The organism is Candidatus Acidiferrales bacterium (genome assembly GCA_036514995.1).
In the GTDB taxonomy this organism is placed as follows: domain Bacteria; phylum Acidobacteriota; class Terriglobia; order Acidiferrales; family DATBWB01; genus DATBWB01.
This window is the reverse complement of the sequence record DATBWB010000028.1, coordinates 26,131-43,394: the sequence shown is the minus strand read 5'-3', so window position 1 is coordinate 43,394 and position 17,264 is coordinate 26,131. Positions and strand designations below refer to the sequence as shown.

Annotated in this window: 17 protein-coding genes; 10 read left to right on the top strand and 7 right to left on the bottom strand. The window is 60.8% G+C overall.

The annotated features are described in order from the left end of the window. The coding region (locus VIH17_02370; GenBank protein HEY4682076.1) for a hypothetical protein at positions 1-209 on the top strand (209 nt) is incomplete at its 5' end. 153 nt (positions 210-362) lie between these two features. Here VIH17_02370 and VIH17_02365 read toward each other — a convergent pair. Beyond that, positions 363-680, bottom strand: coding sequence for a (2Fe-2S) ferredoxin domain-containing protein (locus VIH17_02365; GenBank protein HEY4682075.1), 318 nt, complete (start codon positions 678-680; stop codon positions 363-365). A 106-nt stretch (positions 681-786) separates the two neighbouring features. Beyond that, entirely contained in the window at positions 787-1,557 is a 771-nt protein-coding gene (gene larB / locus VIH17_02360; protein HEY4682074.1) for a nickel pincer cofactor biosynthesis protein LarB, read from the bottom strand. Between the two features lie 219 nt (positions 1,558-1,776). Between larB and VIH17_02355 the strand changes: the two genes are divergently transcribed. The 4 genes from VIH17_02355 (at position 1,777) to VIH17_02340 (ending at position 6,241) form a co-directional block, all read left to right on the top strand. Beyond that, a complete protein-coding gene (locus tag VIH17_02355) occupies positions 1,777-2,421 on the top strand; it encodes a UbiX family flavin prenyltransferase (GenBank protein ID HEY4682073.1) in 645 nt (214 codons plus the stop codon). Positions 2,422-2,601: 180 nt separating this feature from the next. Then, entirely contained in the window at positions 2,602-3,483 is an 882-nt protein-coding gene (locus VIH17_02350; GenBank protein ID HEY4682072.1) for a UbiA-like polyprenyltransferase, read from the top strand. A 71-nt stretch (positions 3,484-3,554) separates the two neighbouring features. Further along, positions 3,555-4,700: an aminofutalosine synthase MqnE gene (mqnE, locus tag VIH17_02345; protein ID HEY4682071.1), complete on the top strand. Its 1,146-nt coding sequence runs from the start codon at positions 3,555-3,557 to the stop codon at positions 4,698-4,700. 155 nt (positions 4,701-4,855) lie between these two features. Next, positions 4,856-6,241 carry a M48 family metallopeptidase gene (locus VIH17_02340; protein ID HEY4682070.1) on the top strand — a complete coding sequence of 462 codons (1,386 nt, stop codon included), beginning with the start codon at positions 4,856-4,858 and terminating at the stop codon, positions 6,239-6,241. A 65-nt stretch (positions 6,242-6,306) separates the two neighbouring features. On the opposite strand, the gene rmuC is transcribed toward VIH17_02340, so the two are convergent. Next, positions 6,307-7,683, bottom strand: a complete 1,377-nt coding sequence (gene rmuC / locus VIH17_02335) for a DNA recombination protein RmuC (GenBank protein ID HEY4682069.1) — start codon at positions 7,681-7,683, stop codon at positions 6,307-6,309. A 225-nt stretch (positions 7,684-7,908) separates the two neighbouring features. After that, positions 7,909-9,210, bottom strand: a complete 1,302-nt coding sequence (locus VIH17_02330) for a glycosyltransferase 87 family protein (GenBank protein ID HEY4682068.1) — start codon at positions 9,208-9,210, stop codon at positions 7,909-7,911. A gap of 23 nt (positions 9,211-9,233) precedes the next feature. Between VIH17_02330 and VIH17_02325 the strand changes: the two genes are divergently transcribed. Beyond that, on the top strand, positions 9,234-10,880 hold the full coding sequence (locus VIH17_02325; GenBank protein HEY4682067.1) for a cellulose synthase family protein: 1,647 nt from the start codon (positions 9,234-9,236) through the stop codon (positions 10,878-10,880). A gap of 120 nt (positions 10,881-11,000) precedes the next feature. On the opposite strand, the gene VIH17_02320 is transcribed toward VIH17_02325, so the two are convergent. Further along, on the bottom strand, positions 11,001-11,327 hold the full coding sequence (locus tag VIH17_02320; protein HEY4682066.1) for a hypothetical protein: 327 nt from the start codon (positions 11,325-11,327) through the stop codon (positions 11,001-11,003). 163 nt (positions 11,328-11,490) lie between these two features. Between VIH17_02320 and VIH17_02315 the strand changes: the two genes are divergently transcribed. From VIH17_02315 to VIH17_02300, 4 genes are all read left to right on the top strand, one after another. Further along, entirely contained in the window at positions 11,491-12,864 is a 1,374-nt protein-coding gene (locus tag VIH17_02315; protein ID HEY4682065.1) for an aminopeptidase P family protein, read from the top strand. Continuing rightward, positions 12,861-13,586: a uracil-DNA glycosylase gene (locus VIH17_02310; protein ID HEY4682064.1), complete on the top strand. Its 726-nt coding sequence runs from the start codon at positions 12,861-12,863 to the stop codon at positions 13,584-13,586. Before VIH17_02315 ends, VIH17_02310 begins: the two co-directional genes overlap by 4 nt. Positions 13,587-13,816: 230 nt before the next feature. After that, positions 13,817-14,377, top strand: a complete 561-nt coding sequence (gene efp / locus VIH17_02305; GenBank protein ID HEY4682063.1) for an elongation factor P — start codon at positions 13,817-13,819, stop codon at positions 14,375-14,377. A gap of 47 nt (positions 14,378-14,424) precedes the next feature. Beyond that, the gene (locus tag VIH17_02300; GenBank protein ID HEY4682062.1) at positions 14,425-14,664 is read left to right on the top strand and encodes a hypothetical protein; all 240 of its coding nucleotides are present in this window, start codon (positions 14,425-14,427) and stop codon (positions 14,662-14,664) included. Between the two features lie 88 nt (positions 14,665-14,752). Here VIH17_02300 and VIH17_02295 read toward each other — a convergent pair whose 3' ends face one another. Both VIH17_02295 and selA read right to left on the bottom strand, forming a co-directional pair. Next, positions 14,753-15,712 (bottom strand): alcohol dehydrogenase catalytic domain-containing protein, encoded by a 960-nt coding sequence (locus tag VIH17_02295; protein HEY4682061.1) that lies wholly within the window; start codon positions 15,710-15,712, stop codon positions 14,753-14,755. A gap of 71 nt (positions 15,713-15,783) precedes the next feature. After that, on the bottom strand, positions 15,784-17,187 hold the full coding sequence (gene selA / locus VIH17_02290) for an L-seryl-tRNA(Sec) selenium transferase (protein ID HEY4682060.1): 1,404 nt from the start codon (positions 17,185-17,187) through the stop codon (positions 15,784-15,786). Between the last annotated feature and the right edge of the window lie 77 nt (positions 17,188-17,264).

Below are 17,264 nucleotides of genomic sequence, written 5' to 3'. Positions count from 1 at the left end.
CGCGCCAGGAAGCCTACGCCTGGGTCCAGGAACACGCCATGGAAGTCTGGCGGCATGGCGGCAACTTTCGCGAGCGGGTCTCCGCCGATTCCCGCATCACCCGATTCCTCTCGCCGGCAGAGATCGAAGCTGCCTTTGATTTCAAGCGCCAGTTGAAGTATGTGGATGCGATCTTTCAGCGGGTCTTCGGCGCTGCCGTGTCTCACTGACCCGCCGTCTTTCTCTGTTTAGCTCTGTGCACTCTGTGATCTCTGTGGTGAGAAAAAAAGCAAAAATAAACCACAGAGGACACAGAGGATTCACAGAGACGAAGCACGGGCAGCAATAAATCTTCTGTGTTTCCTATCTAGGCCCGGGCGCAGCTACTCGCCCTTTACCGCCATTTCCGGGTTAATCAGCCGCGCGACCGGTGTGTCGCCTTGGATGTGTTGGTCGAGGATTTCGGCCACGTCGGAAGGCTGAACGGTCTTATACCAGATGCCGTCGGGATGGATGATGACGGTGGGGCCGACGGGATGCTGGCCGGTGCAACCCACTTTGGTCACGATAACGTCGGTCCACCCCCGCGCCTTCACTTCCTCGCGGAATTTCATCAGCAATTCGTTCCCGCCTTTTTCCCCGCATTTGCCGGGACCTTCGGTGTTGCAGACAAAAATCTGTTTGCGAAAGACGCGTGGCATCGTTCCCCTCCGTGGGTGTGTTTACCTCTTTGGATTGTAACTGAAAATGGGGGCTTATACGGCAACCATCCCCTCAAGAGTCGCGCTCGTCATCTGCTCAGCCGGCTCACAATCGGTTAATCACACTGGCGACAAAGCCGCCGCCGAAGCCATTGTCAATGTTGACGACCGACACGTTTGAGGCGCAACTGTTCAGCATGGCAAGCAGGGCGGCCAATCCTTCGAAGCTGGAGCCGTAGCCGACGCTGGTCGGCACGGCGATCACCGGCACCGAGACTAATCCCGCCACCACGCTCGGCAGCGCCCCTTCCATGCCGGCCACGCAGACAATCACCCGGGCCTCGGCCAATTTCTTGCGGTGTTCGAGCAGGCGATGCAGGCCGGCCACGCCCACGTCGTAGATCGCTTCCACACGATTGCCCATCATTTCCGCCGTGAGCAAAGCTTCTTCGGCAACCGGAATGTCCGACGTGCCGGCGGACACGACAACAATTTTTCCCTTGCCATGGAGCGTAGTTTCTAGCCGAATGGCGATTACGCCGGAGAGAGGATAGAACCGAGGCGGAGAGCGTCGTAATCCACCCGATCTGCGGCAGGCCGCAACCACGCGGTCAAAAATCGCGCGGTTGGCGCGGGTAATCAGGATATTGTGCCGCTGGCGCAGCATCTTGCGGACGATCCCGGCGATTTGCTCGGGTGTCTTGCCGCGGGCAAAGATCACTTCGGGGAAGCCCGTGCGCAGGGCGCGGTGGTGATCAATTTTGGCAAAGCCGATATCTTCGAACGGAAGATGGCGCAGACGGTCGAGCGCCGCCGCCAGACCCACCTTGCCGCGCTTCACTTTCTCGAGTAGCTTCTTGATTTCCTGTTCTTTCAACAATTCTCCGGTTTCTTTAGCTCTCTGGAATCACCGAGATTCTACACGAAGATGTAGGGGCCGGTCTTTAGACCGCCCCAGGCAAGGGAGGGCAAGCTGAAGCTTGCCCCTACATGTGGGGGATACGATGTGCGTAGGCTATTCCACGTCTCTGGTTTCGTTGACTTGCCTTCGGCGTCGCCTTAACATGGCGCTTTGCCTCGAGCGCAAAATCTCGCCATGACACCCCGCCAACAGACCGATCAACGTACCATCACCGTGGCGGTCACGGGCGCAAGCGGCGCCGTTTTTGCCCAGAAGATCCTGACTGTCCTCGATGCGGATCGCCGCGTCAGGAGGGTCCATCTGGTGGTCTCGAACGGCGGCATCATGCTCCTCAAGCATGAATTGGACATTGCCGCGAACGAACGCAAGAAGCTGCCCTCGCTGATCGTCGGCGGCAAGGGCAGGAAAATCGAGTTGCTCGATAATCAGGATGTGGGCGCGTCGATTGCTTCGGGAAGCTATCCGGTGCACGGGATGGTGATCATGCCGTGCAGCATGGGGACGCTCGGCGCGATCGCCCACGGCGCTGCCGAGACCTTGATCCAGCGGGCCGCCGACGTGACGCTCAAGGAGCGCCGGCCGCTTGTCCTGGCGATCCGCGATACTCCCTTTTCCCGAATCCACCTCGAGAACATGCTGCGCTGCCAGCAGGCCGGCGCCATGATCTTTCCCATCATCCCTTCGTTTTACCATCGGCCGAAGAAGATTGACGATCTGGTGAGCCAGTATGTGTTCCGCGTCCTGGCGCACCTGGGGCTGCCGCAGGAGCGGCAGTATCGGTGGAAAGGAATGTCGCAGGCCGACAAGCTGAAATCGTAGCCGCGCGATGAAGAGGACAATCGAAAAGCGAAAATCGAAAAACGGAACTCGCAACTGCGTCCATGTCGCCCTGGAGTTTCTCTCCAAGCCGATTCCTTTGAATCGATTTTCGAATTTCGGTTTTCGACTTTCGTGTTTCGCCTGGATCTTTGCATTTGCGCGCTGAGTCCGAGTCCTGATATGAGCGCCGGCAGAATCCGCACCACGCTCGAGATGATCAAGTTCGAACACTCGGTCTTTGCGCTGCCGTTTGCCCTGACGGGGGCGCTGGTGGCGGCGCGGAGCGCGGGGCTTCCGCACAACCTGCCCACTCTCCGCCAGTTCCTGTGGATCGTGGTGGCGATGGTGGCGGCGCGGAGCGCGGCGATGACTTTTAACCGCATCGCCGACCGGCATCTGGATCGAGCCAACCCGCGCACGCAGGCGCGGGCGCTGGTAACCGGCCAGCTTTCCCTCCCCTTCGCCTGGGGCTTCACGTTGGTGGCGCTGGGCGTTCTCTTCCTGGCGGCCTGGCAACTGAACCCGCTTGCTTTGAAGCTGGCGCCGGCGGCGGCGGCGATCCTCCTGCTCTATTCCTACACCAAGCGGTTCACTGTCTGGTCGCATTTTGTGCTTGGTTTTTGCCTGGGGATGTCGCCGGTGGCGGCGTGGATTGCCATTCGAGGAACGATCGAGCCGCGGATGCTGATTCTGGCGGCGGCGGTAACGCTCTGGGTGGCCGGATTTGACATCCTGTACGCCTGCCAGGACGTGGAATTTGACAGCAAGGCGGGGCTCTATTCGCTGCCCAAGTCGCTCGGGATTCCGCGGGCGTTATTGGTGGCGCGGCTGCTGCACGTTTTCATGGTGGCGCTCTTGCTCTGGCTGGCGCGCGTTTGGGCGCTGGGCGGGCTGGCCTATGCAGGCATCGCGATCGTCGGCGCGCTGCTGGCCTACGAACATTCGCTCGTCAAGCCTCACGACCTGAGCAAAATCAATGCTGCATTTTTCACGGTGAATGGCTATATTAGCCTCTTGTTTCTGCTTTTTTGGGGCGCTGACATACTCGTGGCTGGAAGGTAGAGGCTGCAAGCGACCGAGGCGAAACTCGAAAAGCGAAAACCGAAAACCGTGCCCTACGAGAATTCCTAAGTATGGCGAGCCAACTCATCCTTGAGGACAAGCGGCTGGCAGCGATCGGCGACAAAGTGCTTGCCGGCGAGCGGCTCGCGTTTGACGACGGCGTCGCGCTCTATCGCTCGACCGACTTGCTGGCCGTCGGCTGGCTTGCCAACTACGTCCGCGAGAAGAAGCACGGGAACGTCTGCTACTACAACATCAACCGGCACCTGAACCCGACCAACGTTTGCGTGGCCTCCTGCCGGCTGTGCGCGTTCGGCCGCAAGGCGGACGCGCCGGGCGCTTACACGATGGCGATTGAGGAGGCGGTGGAAACGGCCGCGCGGGGATGGACGGAAGCGGTGACGGAATTCCACATTGTGGGCGGGCTTCACCCCGACTTGCCCTTCGCCTATTTCCTTGACCTGGTGCGCGCGCTCAAGAAGCGCTTCCCGCGGGTGCATCTCAAGGCATTTACGATGGTCGAGGTGCACTACCTCCAGAAGATTTCCGGTCTCTCGATTCGCGATGTGCTTCTGAAGCTCAAGGAAGCGGGAGTGGAGTCGCTGCCCGGCGGCGGCGCGGAAATTTTCAACCCGCGGGTGCGCAAGGTAATCTGCGACCACAAGACTTCCGGCCAGATGTGGATCAACGTGGCGCGCACCGCCCACGAGGTCGGCCTGCGGTCGAACGCGACGATGCTTTACGGCCACATCGAGACGGAAGAGGAGCGTGTCGAGCACCTGTTGCTGCTGCGCGCCCTGCAGGATGAGACGGGCGGCTTCGTGGCGTTCATCCCGCTTGCCTTTCACCCCGAGCACACCGCGCTCAGCCACCTGCCGAAAACCTCCGGGCAACTCGACCTGAAGAACATCGCGGTGGCGCGCTTGTTGCTCGACAATTTCGATCATATCAAGGCCTACTGGATCATGATGACGCCCCGGGTGGCGCAGGTGGCGTTGCGCTTTGGCGCCGATGACCTGGACGGCACGGTGGTCGAGGAAAAAATCTACCACGATGCCGGTGCGACCACCGCCCAGGTGATGCGGCGGGAAGAACTCGTCCGTTTGATTCGCGCCGCCGGCCGCGAGCCCGTCGAACGCGATACGCTCTACCGGCCGGTGCGGCGCCTCGAGGACGGCGACTTTCGCGTGGAGACCAGCGTCACCGTCCAGGTGTGACTTGAGGCTAGAGGCTGGAGGTTAGAGGCTTGAGTTTCCAGCTTCGAGCATCGAGCTTCCAGATCGCTTTGCGTTACCATCTCAAGCTTCGGGAGCCCGGTGTTTGGAGCGGCCCTTCGATCACGAAGCATCTCGCCATCCCTTCTGGAGGATTTATGCGACGCGTGCTTACCCTGCCCGGTGGCGCACGGTGGCGGGCCTTGCCCCTGGTCGTGCTCCTCTCGGGATTCCTGGCATTGCCGATCCTTTCGGCTCAAACCCAACTTCCTTCAGCCCCAAGCCAACCGGGGCCGGCTGCCCAGACGGCACCGGCGGCTGCTGAAGCACCAAAAGCGGAAATAAAGCCTTATACCCTTTCGCCCGAGCGGCGAGAAAAGGCCATCGCCTACTCGCGGGCGCAGTACCGTCTCTATTTCCTGGGTTTTGTTTACAGCCTGGCGGTGCTGTGGTTCTTCATGCGTTCCGGGCTGGCGGTGAAGATCCGCAACTGGGCGGTGGGCGATGGCCGCCGCCGGCGCATTTTCGAGGCGCTGATCTTTGTCCCGCTTTTCCTTCTTGCCCTGCGCCTTTTCCATCTGCCGATCAGTTACTACGGCCATCACCTCGGGCGAGCGTACGAGATTTCCGTGCAAAGTTTCGGTTCGTGGCTTTGGGACTGGACGAAGTCCAGCCTGATCTTGATGGTGATCCTGACGTTCGTCTTCTGGATCATGTTTGGGATTATCCGGCGGAGCCCGCGCCGCTGGTGGTTCTACTTCTGGCTGGCAAGCATTCCGATCCTGATCTTTATTCTTTTCATCACGCCGGTGGTCATCGAGCCGCTGTTTTTCAAGTTCGAGCCGCTAAAGGCGAAGAACCCCGGGGTCGTGGCCGACGTCGAGCAATTGCTCGGCCGGGCCGGGCTCTCCATCCCGGAAGAGAAGATGTTTTGGATGAAAGCGAGCGAAAAGACCAAGGCGCTCAATGCGTACGTCACCGGCATTGGCGCCAGCAAGCGAGTCGTGGTTTGGGACACAACGCTCGAGAAACTCAGCAAGGATGAGACGCTGTTTATCTTCGGCCACGAGCTGGGCCACTACATGCTCCACCACATCTGGAAGTTAATCGGGATCGCCGTCGTGGTCCTCTTCGTTTTCTTCTGGCTGGGCGCCGGGATGGTTCACAGCCGGCTTCAGAAGTGGGGTAGCTGGACGGGGGTGAAAGAGGTGAGCGACTGGGCCGTCCTCCCGATGTTGCTTTTCTTCCTGGCGATCTTCAACTTCCTTTCCGATCCCATCACCAATAGCCTCAGCCGCCACTACGAGCATCAGGCCGATATCTATGGGTTGGAAATCACTCACGGGGTGGTGCCAAACTCAGCGGCGGTGGCGGGCCAGGCGTTCCAAATCCTGGGTGAGGTGGACCTGGCCGACCCCAATCCCAGCCGGTTCATCGAATTCTGGCTTTACAGCCACCCCTCGATTCCCCGGCGGGTGACGTTCGCCCAGGCCTACAATCCCTGGGGAGAAGGCAAAGAGCCGGAGTTCATCAAAAGACCGTGATCCCGCAGAGCGGGACGGCTGGCGAGCCGCTGGCAGTTTTCAAGCGGCGCGTGGCTTGGCCAAGCTCAGGCGCCGGCTGCTTTCTTGGCCGCCGCGTCTGCCGGCGGAGCGAGTGCCGCCGCTTCGGAAGCCGCTTCAATCGCCCCCAGCTTCAGCCCGCTGAGGGTCACATCGAATCGCCGCACATCCTGCGTGGCCGTTTCGAACCGCTTGCGAGCGTTGTCCAGGTGCGTGCCCAGGATGTCGAAGCTCTCCCTGAAGCTGTCGAATTGCTCCTTGAGCGAAAGCAAAATCTCCTGAATCCGCCTGGCTTCCTCCTGGATCTTCATTCCCCGGAACCCGATGGCAATCACGTGCAGGTAGGCGTAAAGGGAATTGGGGGAGACCGGGATCACTCCCTGCCGGAGGGCATATTCGTGGAATTCGAAGTTAGTGAGGACTTCATAGAAGACGCTCTCCGCCGGCACGAACATGAACGCGAGATCGAGGGTCTCTTTCGGAACGATGTACTTTGACTTGATCGAGTCCACGTGGCCGTAGAAGTCGTTGACAAAGGCCTTCCGCGCCTCCTCGCGTTCCTGGTCGCTCGCCTGCGGGTTGTGCATCCGCTGGAAGTTGGCAAGCGGAAATTTGCTGTCAATGCAGAGCTTGCCCTCTTTGAGGAAGATGACCGCATCGGCCAGCGCGGTGCCCAACTGGCCGGGCGCCTCGTAACGGTCAGCCGGCACGATCTCACGGAGCATGTTGCTTAGCTCAAACTCGCCGAACTCGCCCCGCAGCCGCGGGCTTTCCAGAATGCCGGTCAGTTCGTTTATGCCGTCGCTGATTTCGACAATGGTGTCGGCCGTTTTGCGCAATTCGGCGATGCGCTCGGAGACATCGCGGAATACCCCGAGGTTCTTCTCGATGTTCTCATTCATCTTGCCTTCGAGGTTTTCGCGGATTTCGCCCAGCCTTTGTTCGTTGCTTTCCTGCAAGCGCCGAAATCGTTCGTCCATCATCTGGAAAGCGGACTCGAGCGATTCCCGGACCTCTCGCCGGTTCTGGGCAAGCTGCTCCTCATTGTTTCTTTGGAAGGTGGCGATGGCCGCGCCGAGTTCCTCGCGGCTCGACCGCTGCTGGTCGTCCATGCTCTGCCGGAATTGCGCCCACTCGGCCTGCACCTCCTTGCTGAACAGCCGCTGCGTCTCTTCCACTTTGTGGACGACCTCCTCGCGGACCTTGGCTACATTCTCCACGAGGTTGGTGGAAGACTTCTGGAGCGTCTCGGCAAAGGCAAAGCCGCTATTCTGCATCACCTGGTCGGTGCGCATGCTGGCAGCGTGAATCTCCCCCTGGATCTCATTCACGGCCGAACGCGCCGTTTGCAGGACGCGTGCGAAGAGGTAAACCACGACAAGGAGAAGAGCTGCTATTCCAATCGTCAACCACGTCAGTTCCATTTCTCGCCTCCCATCCGCTGCCGCCATCGGGTTGCGTGCCCCCCGCGCGCCAGCAGCACCTTCGAGGCCCGCTGCCTGTTTGCCCCCCAAGTTAAGGATTCCCCTGAGGGGCCGTCCATACTGCGAAATCGGTTATGGAGCCGTGCAGATCGCCTCAGGGACGGGTGAATCATAAGTCCGACCCGGGGCTAAATCAATAGCAGGCACTCGAGAGCCGTCGGCCTCTCAGGCAGCCGGCTGGTTTGCCGCCCGGCGGCTCTTCGCATACCGGGCAATCAGGAGGACAAAGAAGGGAGCGTACTCGAGCCACCGCAGGTAAGGGTTCCAGTGCCAGATGCCGAGCGCGCTCGAATCGATCAGCACCTCATACGAGAGCACGCTCGTTACCGTCAGCAGCAACCATGCCGGGTTGGGAAAGAAGCAGAGAAAAGGGACGAGCATCGTCAGATACCACGGAAACAGGTTGGGCGAGAGCAACCAAAGGGCTCCCGCCACCAGATAGACCGCCCGGAGGGAATCCGCTCGCCACCAGGCGAAATAGCCCACCATTCCGAGAACGACTCCGTAGAGAATCCCGTCCGCAACCGCTCGCGGGAACCCCACCCATTGCCAGAGCGCGTACAAGCTCCCATTGTTTTGCCAGTGAAGGTAGTAGTAGCGCAGTCCGTCGAACAGGCGGTGGCCCGCCGAAAGAAAGGGCAGATACCACAATGCCAGCACCACCACGAACCAGAGCCAATAGCGCAGGCGGCGGGTGAGGAGCGGGAGAAAAACCACCGGAAAATACTTGACGGCAGCAGCGGAAGCCAGAGCAACGGTTGACAGTGCTGGGCGCTGTTTTATAATCCAGAGGATCGCGGCGACGAGCAGGATGACGACCAGCGAGTCGAGGTGGCTGCTGGCCGCGAATTCAACGACTACCAGCGGACTCCATGCATAAATGGCCGCGGCCGTAACTGGCTTTCCCCGGAGCGCGAGCAAACGCATGATCAGGAGCAAAATCCCCAGGTCGAGCAAAACGTAGGCCGCCTTCATCCCAACCACCGAGCTGCCCGGCGGGCCACCAGGGGCAAGCCGGTAGTTGAGCCGGTAAAAGAGTTCCGCCAACGGCCCATAGATTGTCGGGGAATCTTTGCCGGAGGCTCGATCCCAGAAGGCGTCTCGCAGCGCCGTGAGTTTGGTGTCGTCGGGGCGCACGGTGTAGGGATTGACGCCCGCGTCTTGTACCCGGCCTTCCCAGCGATAACGATAGAAATCGTCCGACAGGGAAGGCCAGAGCGGCAAGAGAGTAGCTCGAAACGCCAGCGCGGCCGCCAGAACGAGCAAGCGGGCCCGTCGGGAATCGGCCGTTCGCTCGAGCCAGAAAAGGCCGACGAGATAGACGATGCCGGCGGCCAGAGCGAGGGCAATAAACTCCACCACTCGCTCCTTGAGGTTGCCCAGGCGCAGCATGGCGGCGAACAGGACTTCAAGCGCAAGGGCGCTCGCCGCTGCGAACCAGAACGGTCTTGCGAGAGCCTGTTTCAAGGGCAGAAGAGGAGAAACGCCTCTTGATCTTTTATCAGGGTTGCCAGGTCATAGTGGCTATCTTGTCGGCCAAAAGGAACCCGGTGGCAGACTATCTCCAACGCATTTTTTCCCGCGACGCGTTCCAGAAAGTCTATCAGCTTAACGCTTTCGACCTGCTCGTCATGATTCCGTATTTTCTGGTTCTGATCGTCCTCGCCGCCTACGGTCTGCACCGCTACAAGCTGGTTTATGATTATTTCAAGAACCGGCGGAACGTGCCGCCTTCGCTGCCCCCGCTGGACCAACAAAAGCTTCCCAAGGTTACCATACAGCTCCCGATTTATAACGAGCAGTACGTCATCGAGAGGCTATTGGAAACCGTCTCCCGGATGGACTATCCGCACGACCGGCTGGAAATCCAGGTGCTCGACGATTCGACCGACGAAACGCAGCGGGTGGCCGCCGACGTCGTGGAACGCTATCGGGCGCTTGGCGTGCCGATCCGCTATCACCATCGCGACCACCGCCAAGGGTACAAAGCAGGCGCCCTGCGCGCGGGCATGGAGGTCGCCAGCGGAGAGTTTATCGCCATTTTTGACGCTGATTTTCTCCCGCCGGCGGATTTTTTGCGCCGCCTCTTGCCTTACTTCGCTGATCCGAACGTAGCCATGGTGCAAGCGCGGTGGAGCTACATCAACCGCGACTACTCTTTGCTCACGCAGATTGAAGCGATCCTGCTCGATGGCCACTTTGTGATGGAGCATGGGGCGCGGTCGCGGGCGGGCTGCTTCTTCAACTTTAACGGCACCGGCGGCGTGTGGCGGCGGTCGGCGATTGAGCATGCCGGTGGCTGGGAGCATGACACGTTGACCGAAGACACCGACCTGAGCTACCGCGCCCAGATGAAAGGCTGGCGATTTCTCTACTTGCCGGAGGTGGAGTGTCCCTCCGAACTGCCGGTGGAGATGAACGCCTTCAAGGCGCAGCAAGCCCGCTGGGCCAAGGGCTTGATGCAGACGGCCAAGAAGATCCTGCCGCGTCTGCTGCGGTCGAAGCTCCCGTGGCGCGTGAAGGCGGAAGCCGTCTTTCACCTGACGGCCAATATTTCTTATCCCTTCATGATTGTTCTCTCGACGCTGCTCCTTCCGGCCATGATCGTGCGCTTCTACCAGGGAATGTTCCAGGTGCTGGTGATTGACCTGCCGCTTTTTCTTGCTTCGACGATGTCCATTTCAACCTTCTATCTTTTAAGCCAACGCGAGCTGGACCCGAAGGGCTGGAAGCGAACCTTTCTCTATCTGCCGTTTTTGATGGCGATCGGGATCGGGCTTTGTGTGCAGAACGCGAGGGCGGTGCTCGGGGCGGTTTTTGGCGTGCGGTCGGAATTTGTCCGCACGCCGAAGTATCGGATCGAGAGCGGTCGAGATACCTGGGCCGGCAAACTCTATCGTCATCGCGCCGGCCTGCTTCCCTTTGCCGAGATTGCGATCGGTCTCTACTTTGTCTTTACGGTGTATTACGCCTTCGACAACGAAAACTACGCCACCCTTCCCTTCCTTCTGCTCTTCGTATGGGGCTATCTCTACACCGGCTTCCTCTCGCTGGCGCAGATCTATTTGGAGCGCTTTCGGCTGGCGCGGCCGGTGCGCGTGGCGCGGGCTTCGGCTACCGGCGTGGCCGGGTTCTGAGGCTCCGGACCGCTTCCAGCTAATACGCTTTCTCGCCTGCTTATCCTTCCGTTCAAAAAAAGAAAAGCAGGCGGGTTTCGTCCGCCTGCTCCGTTTGGGATCGCATGAGTCGAAAGAAGGCTACTTCTTGGCTTCGATCGAGGCGACCTTGATGGTGTTCGAGGCTTCGTCAAGGTCGCCCTTCACCACCACTTCCTGCGCGGCAAAGGCTTCTGCTTTCGCCTGGTCGCTCAGGATGAAGACTTTCTTGCTGGCGCCGTCGTAGAGAGCATACTTGGCGCCCATTCCTTTGACGCAGTTTGCGGCGCAGTCTTTGTGGTCGGCTTTGGCCCCCTTGACACCGCAATGGGTATCCGTGACCCAGCCCGTCCACGACCCTTCCTTGGCCAGGAGGAGACTGGCCACCACCATGCACATCAACACAACAAGCGCGGCTTTTCTTAGCATGCTTTAACCCCTTGTGGGAAATGGTTGCAAACACCAGATTCTTGACACAATTCCAGGCACAATGCAAGCCTCAAGCGGAAGAGGTGGATTTGACAGGAGAAATCATCACCGCGCGACGCCGGCGGTGGTAGTAGAATTCCTGCTTTGCTCTTGGAGGCAATCGATGCGTATGCGTTCCCGCCGTGGTTTCTTGCTTTTCGTCATACTGCTGTCCGTCACGGTTTTTTCGTGGGCGCTCGAAAAAGAGCCGCCCTCGGTCTTTGGGTCTCGCCGCGATAACCTCCGCCGAATGACCGAAGGCGGGGTGGTGGTGCTGTTCGGGTTCACCGGACGGGAGCCGCAGTTTGATCTGCCCGCGGCGCGTTTTTGGCAAGAACCGAATTTCTACTACTTGACGGGGTGGAACGAACCGGGCGCGGGCATGCTCCTGGCGGCGGAGAGCGAAGCGACGCGAGCGGCCGGCCTCAACAAGGAAATGCTTTTCGTTCCGCCGCGCGACCGGGGGCGCGAGCGGTGGGACGGCATTCGCTCCGGCCCCGATGACGCTGACGTTGCCCGGAAGAGCGGCTTCCAGACGGTCCTGCCCTTTTCGGAGCTATCGGGTCAGTTGGAGAAGTACCTCAAGCTCTTTCCCATCGTTTACACCCTTTTCCCTGCTTCCGGCCCGGCGGGCGAGTTCAGCCCCAACCGGCGATGGCTCGAATGGCTTCAGAAGGTTGCTCCGGGACCGGAATATCGCAATCTGACGGCAATCATCGGCAACCTGCGACAGGTGAAATCGCCGGGGGAAGAAGCCTTCTTGCGCAAGGCGATCGAAGCCTCCATGGATGCTCACCTGGCGGCGATGAAAGCGGTCCGGCCCGGGGCCTGGGAATACGAAATTGCCGCGCTGATGGAGTACACCTTCAAGAAGGCGGGCTGCGAACAGCCGGCTTACACGCCCATCGTCGGCTCAGGGTTTAACTCTACCGTGCTTCACTACGCAGAAGCCGAGCGGCAGATGAAGGACGGCGAACTCCTGGTCCTGGATGTGGCCGGCGCCTATTCCGGCTACGCGGCGGACATCACCCGGACGTTGCCGGTGAACGGCAAGTTCAGCCCGCGGCAGCGCGAGATCTACGAGATCGTTCTTGGGGCGCAGAACGCCGTCCTTGCCGCCGTCAAGCCGGGGATGTCGCTCGGCCGTGCCGGCGACAAGAGCCTCCACAAGATCGCCTACGACTACATCAACTCGCACGGAAAAGATCTTCATGGTGACCCGCTGGGAAAGTATTTTATCCACGGCCTCGGCCATCATATCGGCCTCGATGTTCACGACGCCGGCGAGCCAACCCGCCCGCTCGAAGCCGGCATGATCATTACGATCGAGCCCGGCATCTACATCTCGGAAGAGAATCTCGGCGTGCGCATTGAAGACGACGTCCTTGTGACCAAGGACGGCGCCGTGCTCCTGACCGCGCGGCTGCCCCGCCACCCGGACGAAATCGAGAAAATCATGGCGGCGGCGCGGAAGGCCGGGAAGCAGCCTGACCCATGAGTGGCGCTTCGGCTCATACGGCGGACGTGAATCCTCTCGGTCACCTTGCCCGGCTCAACGCCCGCATCATTGCTTGCGAGAAGTGCCCGCGGCTGCGGCGCCACTGCCGGAAGATGGCGCGGGTGAAGCGAGCTGCTTTCCGCGATTGGGAATATTGGGGCAAGCCCGCGCCGGGATTCGGCGACCCCGAGGCGGAGCTCTTGTTGATTGGCCTCGCGCCCGCGGCCCACGGCACCAACCGCACCGGCCGCGTGTTCACCGGCGACCGCTCGGGCGACTTTCTCTACGCCGCTCTCTTTCGCGCCGGCTTTTCGAATCAGCCGACCTCGGTCAGCCGGGACGACGGCCTCCAGTTGAGCCGCTGTTTCATCACTGCGGCGGCGCGTTGCGCCCCACCCGGGAACAAGCCCACCCGGAGCGAGTTGGCGAACTGCCGGCCTTATCTTGAGGAGGAACTGAAACTGCTCAAGAAGGTTCGCGCCGTGCTCGCCCTTGGCCGGATTGCTTTTGACAATTATCTCGAGCTCTTGAAGCAGCAAGGACACATCGGCTCACGGGCGGCCTATCGCTTTGCTCATGGTGCGAGCTACGAATTGCCGCCGTCCCTGCCGCGCCTTTTTGCCTCCTACCATCCAAGCCAGCAAAACACCCAGACCGGACGCCTGACCACCAAGATGTTCGATGAGGTGCTATTCGGAGTGCGGCGATACATTGGGAAGTGACAAGCGACGGGCGGCCAACCCCCGCTGCCTCTTCTCACTCACACACTTCAACCTCACAGGGGGGATACGATGTGAGTAGGCTCTCCCATCGCAAAACGAAACTCGACGGACGGGCGGCGGGCTGCTATAATTTTCTTGGTTTGAGCAGGCTTGCTCTAGCGAGTTATCTCCAGGTGGTCGGGAAGGTTCTCCGGCTTATCGGGTGAAGGCAGGAGCGGAAGGATAAGGATATGGTGCAGGCGACACAACTGCGCCCGGGCATGGTCATCAAGCACGACGGCGAACTCTATTCCGTTTTCAGCCTCTACCACCGCACGCCCGGCAACAAGCGAGGCTTTGTCCAAACGCGCCTGCGGAGCCTTCGCTCCGGTTCGATCATTGACTATCGCTTCCGGTCGGAAGACATGCTGGAGCGGGCCATTCTCGATGAGATCGAATTTGAATACCTCTATGCCGACGCCGATACCTACTATTTCATGAACACGGAAACGTATGAGCAGATCGGGCTGCCGGCGGAAGTGGTGGGCGAAGCCAGAGACTACATGGTGGCCAACGTCCGCCTCAAGATTGAGTTCCACGAAGGAAAGCCCATTGGAATTGACCTGCCCCAACTGGTGGAGTTGAGGGTAGCGGAAACGGAGCCCGGGCTGCGCACCGCGACCGCGTCGGCGGTGATGAAGCCCGCCAAAACCGAAACCGGCCTGGTCGTGCAGGTCCCCTCCTTTATCCATACCGGCGATCGCATTCGCGTGGACACAAGCGATGGACATTACGTGCAACGAGCGGAGTAGTCAGGCGCTGCACTGGCTCCGCGCTATTCCTTGACACCATGCTCAGCTTGATTGGTCTCTTTTTTGCTTTTCTGTCCGGCTTGTTCCTGCTCGTCGGTCTCATCCCTTTCCTCGGCTGGATCAACTGGATCACCTCGGTGCCGGCTTCCATTCTGGGGCTCGCCTTTTCCCATGCGGGCGTCACCCGGGGGAGGTTGAAAGCAATTGGGGTGCTGGGCGAAGTGATTTCCGTTGCCGTCCTTGCCCTGGCCGTATTTCGGCTGGCGCTGGGGCACGGGATTCTCTGATTAGAAGCTGCTTCATAATCTGACCCACACCAAGAGCTTCGGGGCCGTCCCCCGACTGCGGAAAGGCGTTAAGGAATGAGAGCGCCGGTTAAGGCGCCAGGAGGACTTTCAGGACTCCGGGACGTTGGGCAAACGCGATGGCCCGGGGGGCTTCGGAGAGAGGGAAGGTGCGCTCGACGAGCGGCAGGGGATCGACCTTTTTCCGGCGAAGCAAGTCGATGGCGCGCTCGAAGGGCCCGCAACGCGAGCCAACCACGGTGATCTCGTTGACGACCAGCGGCGCAGCATCGAATTGCGCGGTGCCGTGAAACGTGGACTTCCAGACCACCGTGCCTCGCGGGCGCACCAGCCGCAGTGCCAGAGGCATGCCGGTGGCCGAGCCGGTGGCTTCCACGACTACGTCCAAGGCTGCCATCCAATCCTTCGGCACGTCGCGACCCAGTTTGGTCTCGAGCCCGGCCTCGCGTGCCAGGCGCAATTTGTTCGGGTGCTTCCCGATCATGGTCACGGTGGCGCCGGTTGTTTTGAGGACGCGGCCAATCAATTGCGCCAGTTTGCCGTCGCCCACCACTGCCACCCGGGTGCGGCGGTCAATCGCCACCTGCTCGAGGATCTCGCATGCGGCCGCCAGCGGCTCGACCGAGACCGCCGCCTGGTCCGAAACCGAATCCGGTACGCGATGGAGATTTTGAACCGGCAGAGTGATGTACTCGGCAAAAGCGCCGTCTTTGTTGAGGATCCCGAGAACGGTCCGCCGCCGGCAGTGCCGCGGAAGGTTTCGCCGGCAAAAATCGCACCGGCTACAGGCCAGATTGATTTCGCCCACCACCCTTTCACCCAGCCAGCGCGCTTCCGGGCAGGTTTCTACCTGGCCGACAAATTCATGCCCGGGAACCCCGCCAAACCGGTGGTAACCCCGCAGGAGTTCGATGTCGGTGTTGCAGATTCCTGCCAGGCGAACGCGGATGAGCGCCTCATCGCGTCGCGGGACGGGTTGCGGCTTCTGAATGAGACGGAGCCTCCGGCGGTGGACTTCAGCAACCAGCATGGGGTTCGTTCAATCGGCCAGCCCGCCGCGCCTGCCCTGAGTCCGCCGCGGGCGGAACGAAGGGGCAGGCCTCACGGGGCAAGAGCCACTACCAGAGCGCGCAGGAGCGTCTCTTCCTGGTCGGGGAAGACGGTTCGCAAGTCGAGCAGGAGTTGATCGCTTTCGATGCGCGCCAGGATGGCCGGACGGTGCTGGCGCAGGCGAGCTTCGAGCTGCGGCGGGCCAAGGTGCGGGCTGGCAATGGCGATGAGGTGGGTGGGGAGAAATTGTTCCGGCGTAGAGCCGCCGCCCATGACCGATTGGCCTTCCTGCACTTCAATGTGAGCCGGCGAAGCGCCCAGATGATGGCGCAGCCGCGCCACAAAAACTTCCGACCGCCGCGCAATTTCCGCTGCCGTGGTCAGCAACATTTGGAGCGCCGGAACCTCGTCGTGGGCGCCGCGCCGGTAAGAGAGCAGGGTCGCTTCCAGCGCGGCGACCGTCAGTTTGTCCACCCGCAGAGCGCGAAACATCGGATTGCGGCGGATGCGCTCGACCAGGTCTTTCTTGCCGACCAGGATGCCCGCTTGCGGCCCGCCGAGCAGCTTGTCGCCGCTGAAGCTGACGACCGACACCCCGGCGCGGAGACTTGCTTCAACCGTAGGTTCGTCAAAAGTCCCTTTCTGAGCCGCTGCGGCGAGGCAGCCCGAGCCCAAATCTTCGTAAACCGGCAGGGTACGTTGCGCTCCGAGGGCAACGAGCTCGGCCAGCGAAGGACGCTCGACAAAACCGATCATGCGAAAATTCGAGGGATGCACCCGGAGCACGAGTCGCGTTCTTTCACTGACGGCGTTTTCGTAGTCGGCAAGGCGCGTGCGGTTGGTGGTGCCGACCTCGCGCAGGATGGCTCCCGACTTCACCATGATTTCCGGAATGCGGAAACCGTCGCCAATTTCAATGAGCTCGCCGCGGGAGACCACCACCTCGCCGCCTTCGGCGAGCGTGTTCAGGACAAGATAGACAGCGGCCGCGTTGTTGTTGACGACGATGGCAGCCTCGGCGCCCGTTACCGAAGCCAGCAGCCGGCCGGTGTGTTGGTCTCTTTTTCCGCGCCGGCCGGCGGCGAGATCGTATTCCAGGTTGGAATAGCGGCCAGCGGTTTCAACGAGGTGCTTGAGCGCCTTCTCTCCCAGCGGCGCCCGCCCCAGATTGGTGTGGAGGACGACGCCGGTAGCGTTGACCATCGGCTGGAGCGAGTAGTTGACGGCTGCCTTGAGCTCGTCGGCGAGCAGTTCTTCTACCCGGGCCACGTCCGCGTCCACCGCCTCGGAAGCGCCCGCGATCTCCTGCCGCAGGCGGTCGAGGAGGGCGCGGGCGACTTTCACCGCCAGTTCGTGTCCGGCTTCGGATACCTGCGCCGCCACACCCGGGCGATCCACCAGCTCATCCACTGCCGGAAGCTGGCGCAGCAGCTCTGCCTTCGAGCTTTCTTTCATGACAAGACGCTATTTGAACACACGCCTCAGGGAGCGTCAACTTGGCGGTTGACGCATTGGATAAGGCAGCCGTAATA

Excerpts from the sequence above, each read along its gene's own strand:
- VIH17_02365 (HEY4682075.1), bottom strand. The coding sequence starts at position 680 with ATGCCACGCGTCTTTCGCAAACAGATTTTTGTCTGCAACACCGAAGGT.
- VIH17_02355 (HEY4682073.1), top strand. The coding sequence starts at position 1,777 with ATGACACCCCGCCAACAGACCGATCAACGTACCATCACCGTGGCGGTC.
- VIH17_02350 (HEY4682072.1), top strand. The coding sequence starts at position 2,602 with ATGAGCGCCGGCAGAATCCGCACCACGCTCGAGATGATCAAGTTCGAA.
- mqnE (HEY4682071.1), top strand. The coding sequence starts at position 3,555 with ATGGCGAGCCAACTCATCCTTGAGGACAAGCGGCTGGCAGCGATCGGC.
- VIH17_02340 (HEY4682070.1), top strand. The coding sequence starts at position 4,856 with ATGCGACGCGTGCTTACCCTGCCCGGTGGCGCACGGTGGCGGGCCTTG.
- rmuC (HEY4682069.1), bottom strand. The coding sequence starts at position 7,683 with ATGGAACTGACGTGGTTGACGATTGGAATAGCAGCTCTTCTCCTTGTC.
- VIH17_02320 (HEY4682066.1), bottom strand. The coding sequence starts at position 11,327 with ATGCTAAGAAAAGCCGCGCTTGTTGTGTTGATGTGCATGGTGGTGGCC.
- VIH17_02315 (HEY4682065.1), top strand. The coding sequence starts at position 11,491 with ATGCGTATGCGTTCCCGCCGTGGTTTCTTGCTTTTCGTCATACTGCTG.
- VIH17_02310 (HEY4682064.1), top strand. The coding sequence starts at position 12,861 with ATGAGTGGCGCTTCGGCTCATACGGCGGACGTGAATCCTCTCGGTCAC.
- efp (HEY4682063.1), top strand. The coding sequence starts at position 13,817 with ATGGTGCAGGCGACACAACTGCGCCCGGGCATGGTCATCAAGCACGAC.
- VIH17_02295 (HEY4682061.1), bottom strand. The coding sequence starts at position 15,712 with ATGCTGGTTGCTGAAGTCCACCGCCGGAGGCTCCGTCTCATTCAGAAG.
- selA (HEY4682060.1), bottom strand. The coding sequence starts at position 17,187 with ATGAAAGAAAGCTCGAAGGCAGAGCTGCTGCGCCAGCTTCCGGCAGTG.